This is a genomic window from Thalassobacillus cyri, from assembly GCF_900107755.1.
GTDB lineage: Bacteria > Bacillota > Bacilli > Bacillales > Halobacillaceae > Thalassobacillus > Thalassobacillus cyri.
This window is the reverse complement of the sequence record NZ_FNQR01000011.1, coordinates 78,113-95,356: the sequence shown is the minus strand read 5'-3', so window position 1 is coordinate 95,356 and position 17,244 is coordinate 78,113. Positions and strand designations below refer to the sequence as shown.

General features: G+C 42.2%; 16 protein-coding genes. 2 read left to right on the top strand and 14 right to left on the bottom strand.

What is annotated here, in order from left to right; genetic code table 11:
• Window positions 1-34: 34 nt before the first annotated feature.
• From deoC to gpr, 13 genes are all read right to left on the bottom strand, one after another.
• Entirely contained in the window at window positions 35-703 is a 669-nt protein-coding gene (deoC, locus tag BLV00_RS13730; RefSeq protein WP_093045547.1) for a deoxyribose-phosphate aldolase, read from the bottom strand.
• 232 nt (window positions 704-935) lie between these two features.
• Complete coding sequence (gene mtaB / locus BLV00_RS13725) at window positions 936-2,288, bottom strand: tRNA (N(6)-L-threonylcarbamoyladenosine(37)-C(2))-methylthiotransferase MtaB (RefSeq protein ID WP_093045600.1); 1,353 nt, start codon at window positions 2,286-2,288, stop codon at window positions 936-938.
• A 5-nt stretch (window positions 2,289-2,293) separates the two neighbouring features.
• Complete coding sequence (locus BLV00_RS13720) at window positions 2,294-3,046, bottom strand: 16S rRNA (uracil(1498)-N(3))-methyltransferase (RefSeq protein WP_093045546.1); 753 nt, start codon at window positions 3,044-3,046, stop codon at window positions 2,294-2,296.
• Between the two features lie 21 nt (window positions 3,047-3,067).
• The gene (gene prmA / locus BLV00_RS13715) at window positions 3,068-4,003 is read right to left on the bottom strand and encodes a 50S ribosomal protein L11 methyltransferase (protein WP_093045545.1); all 936 of its coding nucleotides are present in this window, start codon (window positions 4,001-4,003) and stop codon (window positions 3,068-3,070) included.
• 102 nt (window positions 4,004-4,105) lie between these two features.
• Entirely contained in the window at window positions 4,106-5,239 is a 1,134-nt protein-coding gene (gene dnaJ, locus BLV00_RS13710; protein ID WP_093045544.1) for a molecular chaperone DnaJ, read from the bottom strand.
• A gap of 146 nt (window positions 5,240-5,385) precedes the next feature.
• The gene (dnaK, locus tag BLV00_RS13705; RefSeq protein WP_093045543.1) at window positions 5,386-7,218 is read right to left on the bottom strand and encodes a molecular chaperone DnaK; all 1,833 of its coding nucleotides are present in this window, start codon (window positions 7,216-7,218) and stop codon (window positions 5,386-5,388) included.
• Window positions 7,219-7,313: 95 nt separating this feature from the next.
• On the bottom strand, window positions 7,314-7,868 hold the full coding sequence (gene grpE, locus BLV00_RS13700) for a nucleotide exchange factor GrpE (RefSeq protein WP_093045542.1): 555 nt from the start codon (window positions 7,866-7,868) through the stop codon (window positions 7,314-7,316).
• A gap of 127 nt (window positions 7,869-7,995) precedes the next feature.
• On the bottom strand, window positions 7,996-9,027 hold the full coding sequence (hrcA, locus tag BLV00_RS13695) for a heat-inducible transcriptional repressor HrcA (protein WP_093045541.1): 1,032 nt from the start codon (window positions 9,025-9,027) through the stop codon (window positions 7,996-7,998).
• 99 nt (window positions 9,028-9,126) lie between these two features.
• The gene (hemW, locus tag BLV00_RS13690; protein ID WP_093045599.1) at window positions 9,127-10,275 is read right to left on the bottom strand and encodes a radical SAM family heme chaperone HemW; all 1,149 of its coding nucleotides are present in this window, start codon (window positions 10,273-10,275) and stop codon (window positions 9,127-9,129) included.
• Between the two features lie 60 nt (window positions 10,276-10,335).
• Window positions 10,336-12,153, bottom strand: coding sequence for a translation elongation factor 4 (gene lepA / locus BLV00_RS13685; RefSeq protein WP_093045540.1), 1,818 nt, complete (start codon window positions 12,151-12,153; stop codon window positions 10,336-10,338).
• Between the two features lie 238 nt (window positions 12,154-12,391).
• Window positions 12,392-12,736 carry a DUF3679 domain-containing protein gene (locus tag BLV00_RS13680; RefSeq protein WP_093045539.1) on the bottom strand — a complete coding sequence of 115 codons (345 nt, stop codon included), beginning with the start codon at window positions 12,734-12,736 and terminating at the stop codon, window positions 12,392-12,394.
• Window positions 12,737-12,755: 19 nt separating this feature from the next.
• Window positions 12,756-13,913, bottom strand: coding sequence for a stage II sporulation protein P (gene spoIIP / locus BLV00_RS13675; RefSeq protein ID WP_093045538.1), 1,158 nt, complete (start codon window positions 13,911-13,913; stop codon window positions 12,756-12,758).
• Between the two features lie 93 nt (window positions 13,914-14,006).
• Complete coding sequence (gene gpr, locus BLV00_RS13670; RefSeq protein WP_093045537.1) at window positions 14,007-15,101, bottom strand: GPR endopeptidase; 1,095 nt, start codon at window positions 15,099-15,101, stop codon at window positions 14,007-14,009.
• 162 nt (window positions 15,102-15,263) lie between these two features.
• Between gpr and rpsT the strand changes: the two genes are divergently transcribed.
• Window positions 15,264-15,524 (top strand): 30S ribosomal protein S20, encoded by a 261-nt coding sequence (gene rpsT, locus BLV00_RS13665; RefSeq protein ID WP_093045536.1) that lies wholly within the window; start codon window positions 15,264-15,266, stop codon window positions 15,522-15,524.
• Window positions 15,525-15,662: 138 nt separating this feature from the next.
• On the opposite strand, the gene holA is transcribed toward rpsT, so the two are convergent.
• Window positions 15,663-16,691: a DNA polymerase III subunit delta gene (holA, locus tag BLV00_RS13660; RefSeq protein WP_245728973.1), complete on the bottom strand. Its 1,029-nt coding sequence runs from the start codon at window positions 16,689-16,691 to the stop codon at window positions 15,663-15,665.
• 373 nt (window positions 16,692-17,064) lie between these two features.
• On the opposite strand from holA, the gene BLV00_RS13655 reads away from it, so the two are divergent.
• Window positions 17,065-17,199 (top strand): YqzM family protein, encoded by a 135-nt coding sequence (locus tag BLV00_RS13655; protein WP_028783276.1) that lies wholly within the window; start codon window positions 17,065-17,067, stop codon window positions 17,197-17,199.
• The last annotated feature ends 45 nt before the right edge of the window (window positions 17,200-17,244 follow it).

Below are 17,244 nucleotides of genomic sequence, written 5' to 3'. Positions count from 1 at the left end.
TGCTTTATGCATGGCTGGTTTAATTGTTTCAATTTTAGTAATCAGAAGTTCCTTGCTCGCCTTTGATAATTTGAATCCCAGAGCTCGCTCCAATACGTGTTGCACCAGCATCAATCATTGCTTTTGTAGATTCGAAATCACGTACTCCCCCAGAGGCTTTTACGCCAAGTTCCGGTCCTACAGTGGCACGCATTAATTTAATGTCTTCTACAGAAGCACCTCCCCCGGAAAAACCGGTAGAAGTCTTTACATAGTCAGCTCCAGCTTTAACAGCCAGCTCACAAGCTTGGACTTTTTCTTCTTTAGTAAGTAAAGAAGTTTCAATAATCACTTTCACTAGAGCTTTATCTTCTGCTTCTCTTACAACAGCTTCGATATCAGCTTTTACTGTGTCATAGTCTTTTGATTTTAGGGCACCGACATTGATGACCATATCCACTTCCGTAGCACCATTCTCGATAGCTTGCTTTGTTTCGAAAGCTTTTATTTCTTTTGTGTTTGCTCCGAGAGGGAAACCTATTACCGTACATACCTTGACAGAAGTTTCTTTTAACTGTTCATAACAGTAATTGACCCAGTATGGATTGACACAAACAGAAGCAAACTCATATTCTTTAGCTTCCTGACATACTTGGTTTATCTTCTCTTTTGATGTTTCAGGCTTTAATTGGGTATGATCAATATATTTGGATAAGTTTTCCATGACGTTCTCCCTTTCTTCGTTTCGATTAGTTGTCCGTACATCTTCATCATAGCACGAAGCAAATGTAAATTCTATGCTAGTCTTTTCCTGTTAAAAAAATTCAGCTTGTCGCCAAGTGCTTATGGCAAAAGCCTTAGTATTTTCTTATACTTTAATCCTTTAACAAAGTTAAACTTCCTTAAAGTATAAAAAAAAGCCATACGAATTTCTCGCATGGCTGCCTTCTTCCTATTTAAATCGCAGTGACATGACTATTCAAATCAGGTTCATCCATCACACGTACAAACTGTCCTTCATTATAAGGATAACCTGCTTTTGTGATTTTAACTTTCACTATTTCACCGATTAAATCTTTAGAACCTTCGAATTTTACTTTCAGGTAGTTATCGGTGTATCCGATTAATACACCTTTCTCACCTTCTTTGTCTTCCTCTTCCGGGATAATCTCCAACACTTCATTTTCGAACCGAGACGCATACTCCTTCGCCTGTTGGTTAGATAACTCGATAAGCCGGTGAACACGGTCGTTTTTCACTTCCTCATCGACTTGGTCGGTCATACGGGCAGCTGGAGTCCCTGTCCGTTTTGAAAAAGGAAAGACATGCAGTTCGGAGTAACCAATATCCTGAATGGCCTGGTAGGTTTCCATGAACTCTTCTTCGGTTTCCCCTGGAAAACCGACAATGACATCTGAAGTGATTGCCAAGTTAGGCAGCGCTTCTTTGATACGGTCGATACGCTCCTTATAAAATTCCATTGTATATTTCCTTCTCATCCGTTTTAGTACTGTATCCGAGCCGGATTGTAAGGGAATGTGTAGGTGTCGTACAATCTTATCGGAGTCATTCAACACTTCGATAACATCATCAGTGATTTGACTTGCTTCAATGGAGGAAATACGAATGCGTTTCAACCCTTTCACCTGCTCATCCAGTTCTCTAAGGAGCATAGCGAGGTTGTAATCTTTCATATCTTCCCCATAACCGCCTGTATGAATCCCTGTCAACACAATTTCCTTGTAGCCCGCATCGACAAGCTGCTGTGCTTGTTTAATGACATCCTCAGGCTTTCTTGATCGCATCAATCCACGAGCCCAGGGAATGATGCAGAAGGTACAAAAGTTGTTACAGCCCTCCTGGATTTTCAAAGAAGCGCGTGTACGGTCTGTAAAGTACGGTACGTCCAATTCTTCATAAACACGGTTCTTCATAATATTTGTTACGCCATTGATTGGCTGTCGTTCTTTTTTATATTGTTCAATATAATCAAGCATTTTCACCCGGTTCTGTGTCCCTACTACAATATCCACTCCAGGTATGTCCATGATTTCACCTGGAGAAGTCTGGGCATAACAGCCTGTAACACAGATGACCCCGTCCGGATTTTTTCTGATTGCCCTGCGGATGACCTGCCGGCTTTTCTTATCACCGGTATTCGTAACCGTACACGTATTAATGACATAGACATCAGATTCACGATCGAAATCGACACGATCATAGCCCTGGTCTTTAAACAATTGCCAGACTGCTTCTGTCTCATAATGATTTACTTTACACCCTAATGTATGAAATGCCACTGTAGGCATTTTCATCACCTCAATTCTTCAAGATGATACGAAATACTCGCTAGCAAATAAAGCGGCGCCGTTTCCATCCGCAAAATCCTCGGACCTAATCGTACCGAATGAAATCCGGCTTCAGAAAGCTTCAGCACTTCTGATGCGGAAAAACCACCTTCCGGACCAATGACCGCCAAAAGACTTTCACCAGGCTCCATCCTTCCGACCAGATTCGACAGTGACTTATATTCATCCCGCTTTGCTTCATCCTCATGAGCAAACAGTTTCCACGTGTACTGTTTACTGGTCTGAAGCAGTTTGTCCAAACCATGCAGGGCTTCAATTTCCGGCACCTTGTTACGGTGGCATTGTTCGCTAGCTTCTTTCGCAATTTTTTCCAGGCGTGAAATCTTTTTATCCGCCTTTTTTTTATCCCATTTTACTACAGATCGTTCTGCTTGATAAGGGATGAATCGGGAAGCACCTAATTCTGTCCCTTTTTGGACAACGGTTTCTAACTTATCTCCCTTGCCAAGTGATTGGACTAAGGTGATTTCAATAGGAAGTTCAACATTTTCTTCCAGCCATTCTACCACCCTGCAGTGTACAGCCTCTTTCTCCACACTGACAATTTGACAGCGTGCAGCATTGCCACTCGGATGATTGCAGATAATTTCATCATTCGGGAGCATACGCATAACCCGTCCGATATGATGAACATCTTCCCCCTGGATGAATACCTTATCGCCCTGCCAATTATCTGCTTCTACAAAATATCGCTGCATATCAAGCACCTGCTTTACCCGCTATTTCTTTGCGATTATAGAAATCCAATCTTCCATTTGGTTCACTTCGATTATTTCAAATCCAGCCTGATTCAAATTCTGCTTTACGTCTTCTTTCTTGCCTTGAATAATTCCCGAGGTAATAAAATATCCGCCTTTTTTCAATAGATGATGGGCATCTTCTGTGAAGCTGACAATAATCTCAGCGAGAATATTAGAGACAATCAAATCTGCAGTTTCATCGACTCCTCTTAATAAATCATTCTGGCGTGAGGTTATGCGATCGTCCACCCGATTCAACTTGGCGTTATTCTCTGTGCTTTTAACAGCGATGTCATCCAGGTCAAACGCAGACACGCTCGATGCGCCAAGCAATACCGAGGCTACACTTAGAATACCTGAACCCGCGCCAACATCCAATACATGATCACCCTTCTTAATAAAACGTTCGATTGCCTGGATACTTAGTACGGTCGTTGGATGTGTACCTGTACCAAACGCCATACCGGGATCCATTTCAATAATGACTTCGTCACTGGATACCGGTTGATAATCTTCCCAAGTAGGAATAATCGTAACTTTATCTGAAATTTTCACAGGCTTATAATATTTTTTCCATTCATTCGCCCAATCTTCTTCATCTACTTCAGAAAGCGTAACTTCATTATTACCTAGCTGGATATCGTAAGCAGCCAAATTATTGACGGACTGTTTAATTTCATCAATCGTTTCACTTAGAAAACTGTTAACGGGAAGATAAGCTTTTACATATACACCTTCGGTCGGATAATCCTCAGGGTCTAAATCATACAGCTCGCCAAACCCCGTACGGCGTTCTTTCTCCATATCCTGTGGATCTTCGATGACTACCCCGCTGGCTCCTGCCTCATGGAGAATATTGGACACTGGTTCCACCGCTTCATTTGTAGTATGGATACAGATTTCTGACCATTTCATACCAATCAACTCTTTTCCAGTCGTTTTAAATATATGGTACTTCAACACATATGTAGAGGCTGAATCAAAATAGATGTCTCTGATTTTGACCAGCCTCTCCTCTTACTCGCCCTTGAACGCTCGCTTCATTTTTTGAAAAAAGTTGCCATGTTGTTCTTCTGTTGCTTCATTACCGCTTATATCATTAAACTCCCTGAGCAGCTCTTTCTGTCTCTCGGTCAGCTTCTGCGGAGTCACAACACGGATTTTGACATGCTGATCTCCATGACCGTGTCCTCTAACATTAGGAGTACCTTTCCCTTTCAGGCGGAATGTCTTGCCTGTCTGTGTGCCTGCTGGTACTTTCAGTTTTACTTTACCATGCACAGTCGGCACTTCCAGTTCGTCCCCAAGAGCAGCTTGTGCGAAGGTAACAGGCATTTCACAGAATATATGGTCGCCATCACGTTCGAAAAACTCATGTGACTGGACACGTACAACAACAAAAAGGTCACCTGCAGGTCCTCCGTTGGCACCTGCTTCTCCTTGTCCTGCAATCCGGATTTGCATGCCTTCGTCAATGCCCGCTGGAATGCTGACATGGATTTTCTTACGTTTTGTCACTTTACCGGATCCGCCACAAGTATTACATTTATCTTTGACAATCTGGCCGCTCCCCTGGCAATAATGACATACCCGGCGGTTGACCACTCGACCGAATGGTGTATTCTGCTCTTCATTCAGCTGACCGCTTCCCTGACAATGAGGACAAGTCTCAGGCGTAGTCCCTGGCTTGGCTCCTGAACCATCACAGGTTTCACATTCTTCCTCTTTCGGGATTTCAATATCTGTTTCTTTACCGAAGATGGCTTCTTCAAATCCAAGCGTCATCGTATATTGTAGATCGGCACCTTTACGCGGCGCATTTGGATCACGTCTTCTGCCGCCTCCACCGCCGAAGAACATATCGAAAATATCGCCGAATCCACCGAAGTCTTCAGCGCCTCCACCGAAACCGCCAAAGCCTCCTTGACCTTGAGCACCGGCATGACCAAATTGGTCGTATTGTGCACGTTTTTGCTGATCACTTAATACCTCATAAGCTTCTTTTACTTCTTTGAACTTATCCGCAGCATCCGGTTCCTCACTTACGTCAGGATGGTACTTGCGGGCAAGTTTTCTGTAACTTTTCTTGATTTCGTCCTTGGTAGCCCCTTTGTCGACTCCAAGCACGTCATAGTAGTCTCGTTTACTCACTTGACGATCACTCTCCCGGCACTATTGCATAAAGTTAATAATAACATTGGTACAAAGCTATTTTCAAATCTTCTTACTTAACTTTCGTTTACGTGAAAAAAGTCAAAGCCAAGGGATTCCTGACTTTGACTTTTAACTTGACTTACTTACTTTTTGTCGTCTTCTTCATTGACTTCTTCATAGTCAGCATCGACTACATCGTCTTCGCTGCCTTCCCCTTGTGCTTCCTGCTGAGCTTGAGCTTGTTGTGCTGCTTGCTCATATACTTTTGCTGAAAGGTTTTGAACGTGTTCTTGAAGTGCTTCTTTCTTTTCTTTGATTTTATCAAGATCTTCGCCTTCGAGCGCTTCTTTCAATTCATCTTTAGCAGTTTCTGCTTGTTGTTTTTCATCTTCAGAAACTTGTTCGCCTAAATCTTTCAAGGTCTTTTCAGTAGTGAAGATCATCTGATCCGCTTCATTGCGAAGCTCTACTTCTTCACGGCGTTTCTTATCTGCTTCCGCATTTTCTTCTGCTTCCTGGACCATTTTTTCTACTTCTTCGTCAGAAAGGCCAGAAGAAGATTTAATAGTAATGGATTGCTCTTTATTGGTACCCATATCTTTCGCACGTACGTTAACGATACCATTAGCATCAATATCGAAAGATACTTCGATTTGAGGGACGCCACGTGGTGCTGGCGGAATGTCCGTCAATTGGAAACGGCCAAGCGTTTTGTTGTCCTGTGCCATTTCACGCTCCCCTTGCAGTACATGGATATCAACGGCAGTCTGGTTGTCTGCTGCTGTTGAGAATACTTGGGAGTGGCTTGTCGGAATAGTAGTGTTGCGTTCGATAAGTTTAGTAGTTACGCCACCCATTGTTTCGATACCCAGGGATAGTGGGGTAACGTCTAGAAGGACGACATCTTTAACGTCTCCTTGCAAGACTCCACCTTGAATCGCAGCACCAAGTGCTACTACTTCATCAGGGTTAACGCCTTTAGATGGTTCTTTCCCTACTTCTTTTTTCAACGCTTCTTGTACAGCTGGAATACGAGTTGATCCACCGACCAGGATAACTTTATCAATTTCACTGGAAGAAAGGCCAGCATCTTTTAGTGCTTGACGAGTCGGTTTCATAGAACGCTCGATAAGATCAGAAGAAAGTTCTTCGAATTTAGCACGAGTCAATGTCATTTCCAAATGCAATGGACCAGCTTCACCTGCTGTGATAAACGGCAGGGAAATTTGAGTTTGAGCAACACCAGAAAGGTCCTTCTTCGCTTTTTCAGCTGCATCTTTCAAGCGTTGTTTTGCCATTTTATCCTGGGATAGATCGATACCATTTTCTTTCTTGAATTCAGCAACCATATGATCGATGATCACCTGGTCGAAATCGTCACCACCAAGGCGGTTATCACCTGCAGTAGATACAACTTCAAATGTACCCTCGCCAATATCAAGGATAGAAACGTCGAAAGTACCGCCGCCAAGGTCATATACAAGGATTGTCTGATCTTGATCTTCTTTATCGATACCATATGCAAGTGCTGCAGCAGTCGGCTCGTTGATAATACGTTCTACTTCGATACCCGCGATCTTACCAGCATCTTTAGTAGCTTGACGTTCCGCATCGTTGAAATAAGCAGGTACAGTAATGACTGCTTTATCTACAGTTTCACCAAGGTAGTCTTCCGCATACCCCTTGATGTATTGCAGAATGATTGCAGAGATTTCTTGTGGCGTATATTCTTTCCCTTCCACTTCAACTTTATGGTCAGTACCCATATAACGTTTAATGGAAAGAATGGTGTTCGGGTTAGTAATCGCCTGACGCTTAGCGACTTCACCCACTTGGCGCTCACCATTTTTAAAAGCGACAGCAGAAGGTGTTGTACGGTTACCTTCTGGATTTGGAATTACTTTTGATTCGCCGCCTTCCATTACAGCGACACAAGAGTTTGTTGTACCTAAGTCAATACCGATGATTTTACCCATTGCAAAATTCCTCCTTATAGCTCTACTGTGTTGATATATTATTAGAACTCCCTGGTATCCGGAGTCTGTTTATACTGCTTTTCAAATCACCCCGGCTATTGATTCACTTTGACCATCGCCGGACGGATGACGCGATCTTTCAACTTGTAACCCTTTTGCATTTCTTCAATAACTACATTGGAATCATAGTTTTCATCATTATCTTGCATCACTGCTTGATGGAGGTGAGGATCAAACGCTTCACCCTCAGCTTTTATTTCTTCTACTCCCTCTTTTTCCAGTGCTGCTTTGAATTGCTGGTAAACCATTTTCATACCATCTATGAAACCTTTTGCAGCATCACCTTCGACGTCCACTTTCAATGCCCGATCAAAGTTATCCAGCACCGGTACCAGTTCGGTGACCAAGTCCTGGGACTTATATTTACGATCCGCTTCCCGTTCTTTCATAGTCCGTCTGCGGAAATTATCATAATCTGCTTGTAACCGAAGCAAACGATTATTTAGTTCGTCATATTCTTGCTTTAGCTTTTCCAGCTCATTATCTTCGGACTGTTCTTCCTCGAGAACTTCCTGTTCCAACTCTTCTTCTGTCCCTGTTTCTTCAGCATTTGTAAAAATTTCTTGTTCTTGCTGGTTGTCTTTTGACATTCCGACACCCCCTCTAGTTCTATTCACCGTTAAGACTATAACACTTTTATAGCCTGGACAAAAGTAAAAGGACAAAAATAAGGGATGGGAAGAGAAGCTGCCCATCTTCATCCATTCTTACCCTTATTTATTCACCTTGATACCAGGACTTGAAGGTATCTGTCATTTCAGATGACAACACATTCATCAGCTTGATGACACGGTTATACTCCATCCTGGTGGGACCCAGTAAAGCAATGGTCCCAATTTGATCATCACCCAAGGCATAACTTGCTGTAATTAAACTGCAGTCCTGCATGGCGTCTACCTCATTCTCATGGCCTATTTTCACGTGTATACCCGGATGCTCGCTGCGAAGCAAGTGGACAATCTCACTTTCCTTCTCCATCATGGCATACAAAGATCTTACTTTTTCTAAATCTTTGAACTCTGGCTGCATGAGAATGTTGGTCTTTCCGCCAACATATAATTTCGCAGGCTGTTCATTAAGCAAAGCCGCTTGCAGGTACTGGAATGCCTGTTCATAATTCCTCGTGTGGGTTTTCAGCAAGTCTCCCACTTCATTAAAAATCTTTTCATGCAGCTGTACTAACGGCACTCCGTACAAACGGTCATTTAATATATTCACCATCTTTTCCAGGTCATTTGCTTCAATTTCCTGAGGAATATTGAATGCCCGGTGCTCGACATGGCCAGTATTCGTCACTAGGATCGCTACGGCTGTCTGAGGAGTCAATGGTACTATCTGAAGCTGTTTCAACTTCGTTTCGAATACCTCAGGTCCGAGGATGATTGATGTGTAATTCGTCAAATCGGAAAGGATCCCCGCCGACTTTTGAACCACTCTCTCAAACTCAAGCATCTGATCCCGAAAAGTTTCCTGAATAGAATGTATTTCTTTATTTGAAAGACGGAAAGGAGACAACAGATGATCCACATAGAAGCGATACCCTTTTTCAGAAGGAACCCTACCTGAAGAAGAGTGCGTCTTTTCAATCAGTCCCATCTCTTCAAGATCTGCCATTTCGTTCCGGATTGTTGCGGAACTGAATGTAACTTCGCCTTTCTTAGAAATGGAACGGGAACCCACGGGTTGTGCCGTTTGGATGAATTCATCAATAATCACTTGCAGTACCAGTAATTGCCTCTCTGTCAACATGATGATCACCTCTGTTAGCACTCTTGTCTGTTGAGTGCTAAATCTAATATTAAATTATCAAATGCGTTTTCCAATGTCAACGACTTTAGCTTGATTTTTTCATGAATCTTTACCTTCTAATAAAAACTCCTGGAATACCTCATTACCAAGGATACGGCCTTTTTCCGTCAAAGCGATTTTATCGGTTTTTTTTGTGATCAAATCCCGTTCTTCTAGATTAGGGATGGCATCACCGAATATCTGCTCGATTTTTTTTCCAAATTTCGATTCGAACCTGTGCATGTCCACTCCCTCTGTTTTCCTAAGTCCCAGAAACATTTCTTCTTCCATTCGTTCTTTTATGCCGATAGGCTCCTCATGAAGCACAGGCCTGCCATTCTCTGTCGCTTGCCTGATGTAAGCTGGAAGAGGGCGAAGGTTCACAATCCGCCTTCCAGGCAGATATCCATGAGCACCGGCACCGAATCCATAATAAAATTCATTATTCCAATAAGTAAGGTTGTGCCTGCTCTCATATCCCGGTTCAGCAAAGTTGCTAATTTCGTACTGATGCTTGCCGCGAGCGGTCATTTTATCTTGCAGCAACTCATACATCATCGCTTCCGTTTCCTCTGGAGGCTTGCTTAATTTGCCCTTTTTATAGCGTTGATAAAACACGGTCTTCGGCTCAATTTGTAATGAATAGGAAGAATAATGCGGAAGGTCAAACTCCAGTGCCTCATCGACGGTCTGTTCAAATTGTTTAACCGTTTGTCCCGGAAGTGCGTAAATCAAATCGATGCTGATATTAGTCAGTCCTACGCTCAAAAGTCGTTCCATATTAGTATAGACATCTTTCACTTTATGAAGACGGCCAATCTTTTCAAGCATGTCATCATCAAATACCTGCACACCTAAAGAAATCCTGTTGACACCGAAGGCTTTCAACATTTTGACTTTTTCTTCGTCAAGATCACCTGGATTCGCCTCAAATGTGTATTCTCTGCACGATTCTATATCATGATAGCGATCGATGATGAGAAGAAGCTTTTTCAACTGTGCCCGCGAGAGAGCTGTCGGCGTGCCGCCTCCAACAAAAATAGTATCTGGTGTAATTTTTTCTTTCAAAACATAATGTTGCATTTCCTTCTCTAAAGCATTCAGATAATCATCTGCCAGCTTTTCATTATAGAAAAACTTTGTGAAGTCACAGTAATGGCAGATTTGCTGACAAAATGGAATATGAATATATACAGAGGGTATCTGCATCGGTTTACCGCCTTTCATAACGAAAACCGCAAGAAAAGCTTCCTGCGGTTTTTCGGCTTATTAATTATCGTCGTCGTCCATTTCAAGCACGGACATGAAGGCTTCCTGCGGCACTTCTACAGAACCGACCATCTTCATCCGTTTCTTACCTTCTTTTTGCTTTTCTAACAGCTTACGTTTACGGGATATATCTCCCCCATAACATTTCGATAATACGTTCTTTCTCATCGCTTTGATGGTAGAGCGAGCCACTACTTTGTTGCCGATCGTCGCCTGGACAGGGACCTCGAATTGCTGTCTTGGAATGAGATTCTTCAGTTTTTCAACGATTTGCTTTCCTCGCTCGTATGCAAAATCCTTATGGACAATGAAAGACAGTGCATCAATGGTATCTCCATTCAATAGGATATCCATTTTTACAAGGTTGGATTCCTTGTACCCGATTAACTCATAATCAAAGGAAGCATACCCTTTTGTTTTGGACTTAAGCGCATCGAAGAAATCATAAACGATTTCTGATAAAGGAATTTCATAGACGACATTGACCCGATTTTCATCCAGGTATTGCATGTCTTTGAAGTCCCCGCGCTTTTTCTGACAAATCTCCATAACCGGACCGACATATTCATTCGGCACCATAATTGTCGCTTTAACGAACGGTTCCCGCACTTCCTGAATTTTTTGATTGTCAGGCATCATAGATGGGTTATCGACTTGTATCTCACTTCCATCTGTCAATGCTACCTGGTAAATAACACTTGGAGCAGTGGTAATCAGGTCAATGCCGAATTCCCGTTCGATTCGCTCCTGGATAATTTCCATATGAAGCATACCAAGGAACCCAGTCCGGAACCCGAACCCTAGTGCTTGTGATGTTTCCGCTTCATATTGTAAAGAGGAATCATTCAACTCCAGACGCTCCAGAGCTTCACGAAGATCATTGTATCGATTGGCATCGACGGGATACATCCCACAGAAAACCATTGGATTGAGGCGCTTATAACCAGGCAGTGGTTGAGCAGCCTGCTTGTTGGCAAGCGTGATCGTATCACCTACTTGGCTATCCCCGACATTTTTAATCGAAGCGGTCAAATAACCGACATCACCGACTGTCAATTCATCTAATGGAGCTGGTTTCGGCTTGAAGACACCTACTTCATTCACTTCAAACTCTTTTCCTGTAGCCATCATTTTGATTTTATCCCCGACTTTGACAGACCCTTCCTTTATACATACATAGGCGATGACACCACGGTAAGGGTCATATAAGGAATCGAATATCAGTGCTTTTAGCGGCTCTTCGACATTGCCTTCGGGAGCTGGAATATCACTCACGATTCTTTCTAAAATCTCATCAATACCTTTTCCATCCTTAGCAGACGCAAGGATAGCATCAGAGGCATCAATACCAATCACATCTTCGATTTCCTGTTTTACCCGTTCAGGATCTGCACTAGGCAAATCGATTTTGTTAATAACAGGAATGATTTCGAGGTCATTCTCCAATGCTAAATAAACATTTGCCAACGTCTGGGCTTCTATGCCCTGCGCAGCATCCACGACGAGTATGGCACCTTCACAGGCTGCGAGACTACGGGAGACTTCATAAGTGAAGTCGACGTGCCCTGGGGTGTCTATTAAATGAAAGATATAGTCTTCATCATCTTGTTTATAATTCAGTTGTACAGCATTTAATTTGATTGTAATTCCTCGTTCCCGCTCCAAATCCATGGCATCAAGGAATTGCTCTTTCATTTCACGCTGCGTCAACGCTTTTGTTTTTTCTAATATCCGATCAGCTAAAGTCGATTTTCCATGATCAATGTGAGCAATGATCGAAAAATTCCTCACACGCTGTTGTCTTTGATTACTTGCCAATTACAATCCACTCCTACTATTTTTACGAACGATAACTAGCATAGATTATAGCAATAGCCAAGCGAATATTCAATCATCAAAAGCGGAAGTCCGGTAAGTGGCATAGTAACTGGACTAGCCAAGACGAGATATTGGAAACATGAAAAGCATAGCGAATTTTCAATCCCAATCCGTTGAATTATCTATAAGTTTTCAAACAATAAAGCAGCCCATCGAATGGACTGCTTTGTGTATATGTTCAGAATAATGGCTCCACAATATTGGCTGCTGCAGTGATTACCACATCGTATATCCTGGAAACGCCGCCACCCAACAATTCAGCCAGTTGGACGCTGGAATGGGCAGCGTGATCTTGATAGAGGTTAATTTTTGTTTCGACATTTTGCTGTTCAACTGGTATTCCCATTACAGTTACATCATATTTATCCTGGCCTGTCTGTTCCACGGACAACGCTTCTTTCAGGTGGTCCGTCGTATACCCCCTTGTCTGGATGACGCCTTCACTAGCCTGATTGATGCCAAACAGAGCACCGCCTAAAAACAGTACAATCATCATACAAATGAAAAGAAGATACTTTAACATTACGACCACCTCCTGTTATTTAGTCCCCTGAAACTTTTTCTGCATTCCAGTAATAATCACTAAATATTTCAGCTACTGCATCCGCAGCCCGATAAACTTCTTCCAGGCTATTTTCGTGTCCGCCAAATTCAACGAGTATGGCATTTTCAGAAAGATCCTGATTGTATTTACCATCCACTCCGTTCCCTTTCTTTTTGATGACTCCACGACTTAGCCCAGGATATTTTTCTTGAAGCATGTCATGCAGATCAGCTGCCAGCCTTGCATTTTTTTCAAAGGAGGGATGTTCAGCCCCAATAACAAAAATTGTTTTCGCATATGTTTCACCATTGATATCCGTAGTGGTAATATCTCTTGGTACTGCATCACGATGAAGGTCGAATATATACTGAACGTCTTGATTTGAGCCCATAACCTCCGAAACAAGTGATCTTGAGGCATCGTAGGGTGCCATGTCTTTATCCCTGGCATATTGAGTGACATCTTGTGTAAGTACCTCAGCACCAATTCCATTGGCTTCCAAAGACTTTGCCAGTCGGTCACTTACTTTCGTGATATTTACTTCATCATGGTATGCGTGCTCTGTTCCTTTTGCTAAATGAGGAAGAAAGGATTCCCGGTTATGGGTATTATAAATAAGTACAACATCTCGTCCGCCAGTTGATGGGGCATCTCCTTCTCTTGAGGGATTTTCCACTGGTTCTTCATCTTCCGTATCGACTGCTTCTCTATCTTCAAGAACGACATCAAGTGGTGGATGCGACTCTACCGGTAAATTGGTATAGTCTGTACCTTCACCGGCCACAAGAATTTCTCCATGATAGGTATCAAGCCCGGGCAATTCCCTTCCCAACAGACTTCTCGGGTCGTTCGGTGTCAAACTTGTCGCCAGTTGAAAACTCATGGTCGACAAATTTGGGGGAGTTATATTTTCAGGATATGCTGCTTCGAATAATCTGTTTTCCATGCTGAATAAGTAGAGAAAAGATGGTCCTTCTATTTGGCTGGTCCAACCTTGGATTGTCTCAGAATAAATGCGATAAGTAGGCTTCACACTGGTCAATGCCCCGATAATCAACAATAACGCAAGCATTGCTCCTACCAGGGATCCAGCCCGTTTTGATAGCCTATTGAATTTATAATACTGGAATGGCGGCCGTCGTCTTATCTTTTTCATCGTCCCAATCCCTTCATGACCTTAAGGCTGATTACTAAAGTCTATGAAGAGACAACCAAAATAGAACATTACTCTATCAACTTTCTATCAACACTACCTCGTAAAGGATTGTGCTTCATCTCCTTTAACCCTTTCATGAAGGGCAGCATTAATTCCCGAGGCTATCACATGTGCCATATCTTTCATGAATCCATCTACTTCCTTAGGGGTCACCATCAGATTGTGACCGATCGGAGATAAAACTTCCTCTATCAATTGACGTTTCTCATGCGTTTCCAGGCCGCCTACCATACCAAGAATCGCTTTCCGTTGATCCAAGTCAGGCAAATCCTCTTCACGTAATGTCTTCTCGCCAAAAGTCATTTTTGCCGGCGTGAGAGATTTAGAAGGATCATCTTTCTCGCGCCACTCCCTGCCCATATGCTTCAACAGGTAATCAATGGTATCATTCGTAATCGTAACAGCATCCACGACGGTCGGAACCCCAACTGCTATCACCGGGATGTTCAACGTAGATTTACTCAATTCTTTTCTTTTATTCCCTACCCCTGATCCTGGATGGATACCTGTATCTGATAATTGGATGGTAGCATTGATACGGTCAATGGATCTTGAGGCCAGCGCATCGATTGCAATAACAAAGTCTGGTTTTGTCTTTTCCAGTACCCCCAAAATGATATCGCTCGTCTCGACTCCTGTAACCCCCATTACCCCTGGAGTGATGGCTGCCACAGGTCGATAGCCTTCCGCAACAGTTTCCGGGTGTAATTTAAATAAATGGGTGGTTACCATAACTTTCTCCATAGCCATTGGCCCTAACGCATCAGGAGTGACATTATGGTTCCCGAGTCCGACCACCATACACGTCTGCCCTTCTTTTATATCATTCAGTTTAAACAATTCACCTAGCTGCTCTGCCAGGACGACCGAGAGCCGCTTCTGCATATCCGTATCCTGGTTTCGGATGGCCTTGGATTCCAGGGTAATGTAGTTTCCCGCTTTTTTACCAAGTCTTTCTTCCGCTGCTTCATCGATGGTGACATATGTAACCTTAATGTCATCAACAGTTTTTTCTTCTACCTCTACACCTTGAGGAGATTGCTCTTGCTGCTCATCCTCGACATACATATCTCTGGCTTCGATTGCAAGATCCGTACGTACCGTGAATTTGATATTGTTCTCACCCATAAACCTGCCTCCTTTTTGCTATCTAGCTTGAAGCAGGTTCAAGAATTTTATACCTTTTCTTTTACTACAGGGATAAACCTATTGAAAACTAGTGATGGCTTTGGTAAAATGACTCTTGTTCGATATGAATGAGTCTTATGTTTTTACCTAGGAGGTGAAATCATGCCAAACATTAAATCCGCAGTTAAACGTGTTCGTACAACTAATGACCGTCGCGCTCAAAACCTTGTTTACAAAGGGGACATGCGTACAGCAGTCAAGCGTGTGGAAAAATTAGTAGCAAACAATGATGCAGAAGGTGCGAAGAGCGCTCTACAAACTGCAACGAAAAACATTGATAAAGCCGTTCAAAAAGGAATTGTCCAGCAAAATAACGGTAACCGTCAAAAATCTCGCCTAGCTAAAAAAGTAAACAGCCTGTAGGCTTGCTTTTTTTATGACCAACAAGCGACTCTTGCCAGGGTCGTTTTTCATTTTGCAAGAAATAATGGCTTAGCTCTAAAAAAGAGCTGCATGAAACGATATGATTATCGTCCCATGCAGCTCTTTTTTGTTTGCACTTCATCCTATTTTGTTATCCATCCGTTTAATATGGATCATTCGATAAAGCAGCAATTCAAATGCCAGGCTTTTCTCTACTTTTCCTTGTTTTATCTGCTGGTCTGTTTCGGTAAGCTGATCCATGATCTGTTCAAGTTCATGCAAGCTGAAATATTGTTCTCTTTTCATTGCCATCTTGATTACATAAGGGTGAGCTTGTATGTATTGCCTCATTTGGTTTTGAGCATAGCCTTTTTGTTTTAAAATCTTTGCTTGAAAAATAATCCGGAATTGCGAAGCAAGCAAAGCGGTCAAAGCTATCGGATCTTCATTCATGCGAATCAGATCTTTATATAAATGAATGGCTTTGGAAAGATTCCTTTCCATTACCGCATCAACCAATTTCAACCCGGAAGCTTCAGCACTATGAGAAAGCAAAGATTCTGCCATTTCCCTCGTTACCGTTCCATCTTCTTCAGCATTCAGCGCCAATTTTTCCATTTCACTTCTAAGTACCATCAAGTTCGTTCCGATTTCCTGTATAAATAATTCGTGAAGCTCTTTAGGAACCTGAATGCCCATTTCTTTTGCGATTGATTGAATCCATTCATCCATATTCCATTCCCTTACCGGCTGGCAGGGTACCACTTCTCCATATTTTTTAAATTGTTTGAAAGTTTTTTTGCGTTCATCCAACTTTTCATACGGGGCTGTAATAACCAATATAGAATAATCCACGGGATTTTCCAGGTAAGCTTGAAACGCTTCTGTATCATGTTCGAATGGCAGCTTGTCCGGTTTTGCTTTCATAAATACGGGATTATCTGCAATGATGACTTTCCGCTCACCAAAAAAAGGATAGGTCTCTGCATCAGTAACCACGTCTTCAATCGGCACTTCTTCTAAATCATAATAAGATACATTTACATCCTGGTCTGCCTCTGAAAGTGCATGCTTAAGTATTTTTTGTTTAATATCCTGGATTAAGTATGATTCTGTTCCATATAATAAATATATCGAAGAAAATTGTTTTTTGTTAATTTTTTTCATTGTATCCATATAGTTCATTGTTACACCCCAGCTTACTTGATAAATGTGACAGGCACCTCGTCCATCCCTACCCATAAATGGAACTCAATGTTCTTATTTTATGCCGGTTAGGAAGCCTTGTCAAAAATCTTTAAGAACGAGGTGCCTGAACAATCTATATGAACGCCGTCCGATCAATACCCGGGAGAAAGACCGGGCGGCGATGTTGTCCCTTGGTTTTAGATTGACCAAAAGAACGCAAACTATAGATGACAACTCTTGCTAACGGAGGCAAACAAAAAAATGGATAGATTTTTTATTTAATTGGTATTGAATCTGGATTTTTACCTGTGTATCACTTATACTAAAACACAGGTATATAGGAGGGGTAAAAGTGAACGAATTCAAAAAAAATATTCAATCAAAAAATAATGACGTCATTGACTCAGGCAAAGGGTTCATTTTCTCGTTCTTGTTCTTTTTCATTATATTCTTCGTCGGTGTCGTCGTGAGTGTAATCGGATCATAATTTCCATTACGTAAGTAGGCTGCTGGTAAAGCGGCCTTTTTTATT

Excerpts from the sequence above, each read along its gene's own strand:
- deoC (WP_093045547.1), bottom strand. The coding sequence starts at position 703 with ATGGAAAACTTATCCAAATATATTGATCATACCCAATTAAAGCCTGAA.
- spoIIP (WP_093045538.1), bottom strand. The coding sequence starts at position 13,913 with ATGAAAAAGATAAGACGACGGCCGCCATTCCAGTATTATAAATTCAAT.
- holA (WP_245728973.1), bottom strand. The coding sequence starts at position 16,691 with ATGAAAAAAATTAACAAAAAACAATTTTCTTCGATATATTTATTATAT.
- hrcA (WP_093045541.1), bottom strand. The coding sequence starts at position 9,027 with ATGTTGACAGAGAGGCAATTACTGGTACTGCAAGTGATTATTGATGAA.
- dnaK (WP_093045543.1), bottom strand. The coding sequence starts at position 7,218 with ATGGGTAAAATCATCGGTATTGACTTAGGTACAACAAACTCTTGTGTC.
- BLV00_RS13680 (WP_093045539.1), bottom strand. The coding sequence starts at position 12,736 with ATGTTAAAGTATCTTCTTTTCATTTGTATGATGATTGTACTGTTTTTA.
- rpsT (WP_093045536.1), top strand. The coding sequence starts at position 15,264 with ATGCCAAACATTAAATCCGCAGTTAAACGTGTTCGTACAACTAATGAC.
- gpr (WP_093045537.1), bottom strand. The coding sequence starts at position 15,101 with ATGGGTGAGAACAATATCAAATTCACGGTACGTACGGATCTTGCAATC.
- BLV00_RS13720 (WP_093045546.1), bottom strand. The coding sequence starts at position 3,046 with ATGCAGCGATATTTTGTAGAAGCAGATAATTGGCAGGGCGATAAGGTA.
- grpE (WP_093045542.1), bottom strand. The coding sequence starts at position 7,868 with ATGTCAAAAGACAACCAGCAAGAACAAGAAATTTTTACAAATGCTGAA.
- mtaB (WP_093045600.1), bottom strand. The coding sequence starts at position 2,288 with ATGCCTACAGTGGCATTTCATACATTAGGGTGTAAAGTAAATCATTAT.
- prmA (WP_093045545.1), bottom strand. The coding sequence starts at position 4,003 with ATGAAATGGTCAGAAATCTGTATCCATACTACAAATGAAGCGGTGGAA.
- hemW (WP_093045599.1), bottom strand. The coding sequence starts at position 10,275 with ATGCAGATACCCTCTGTATATATTCATATTCCATTTTGTCAGCAAATC.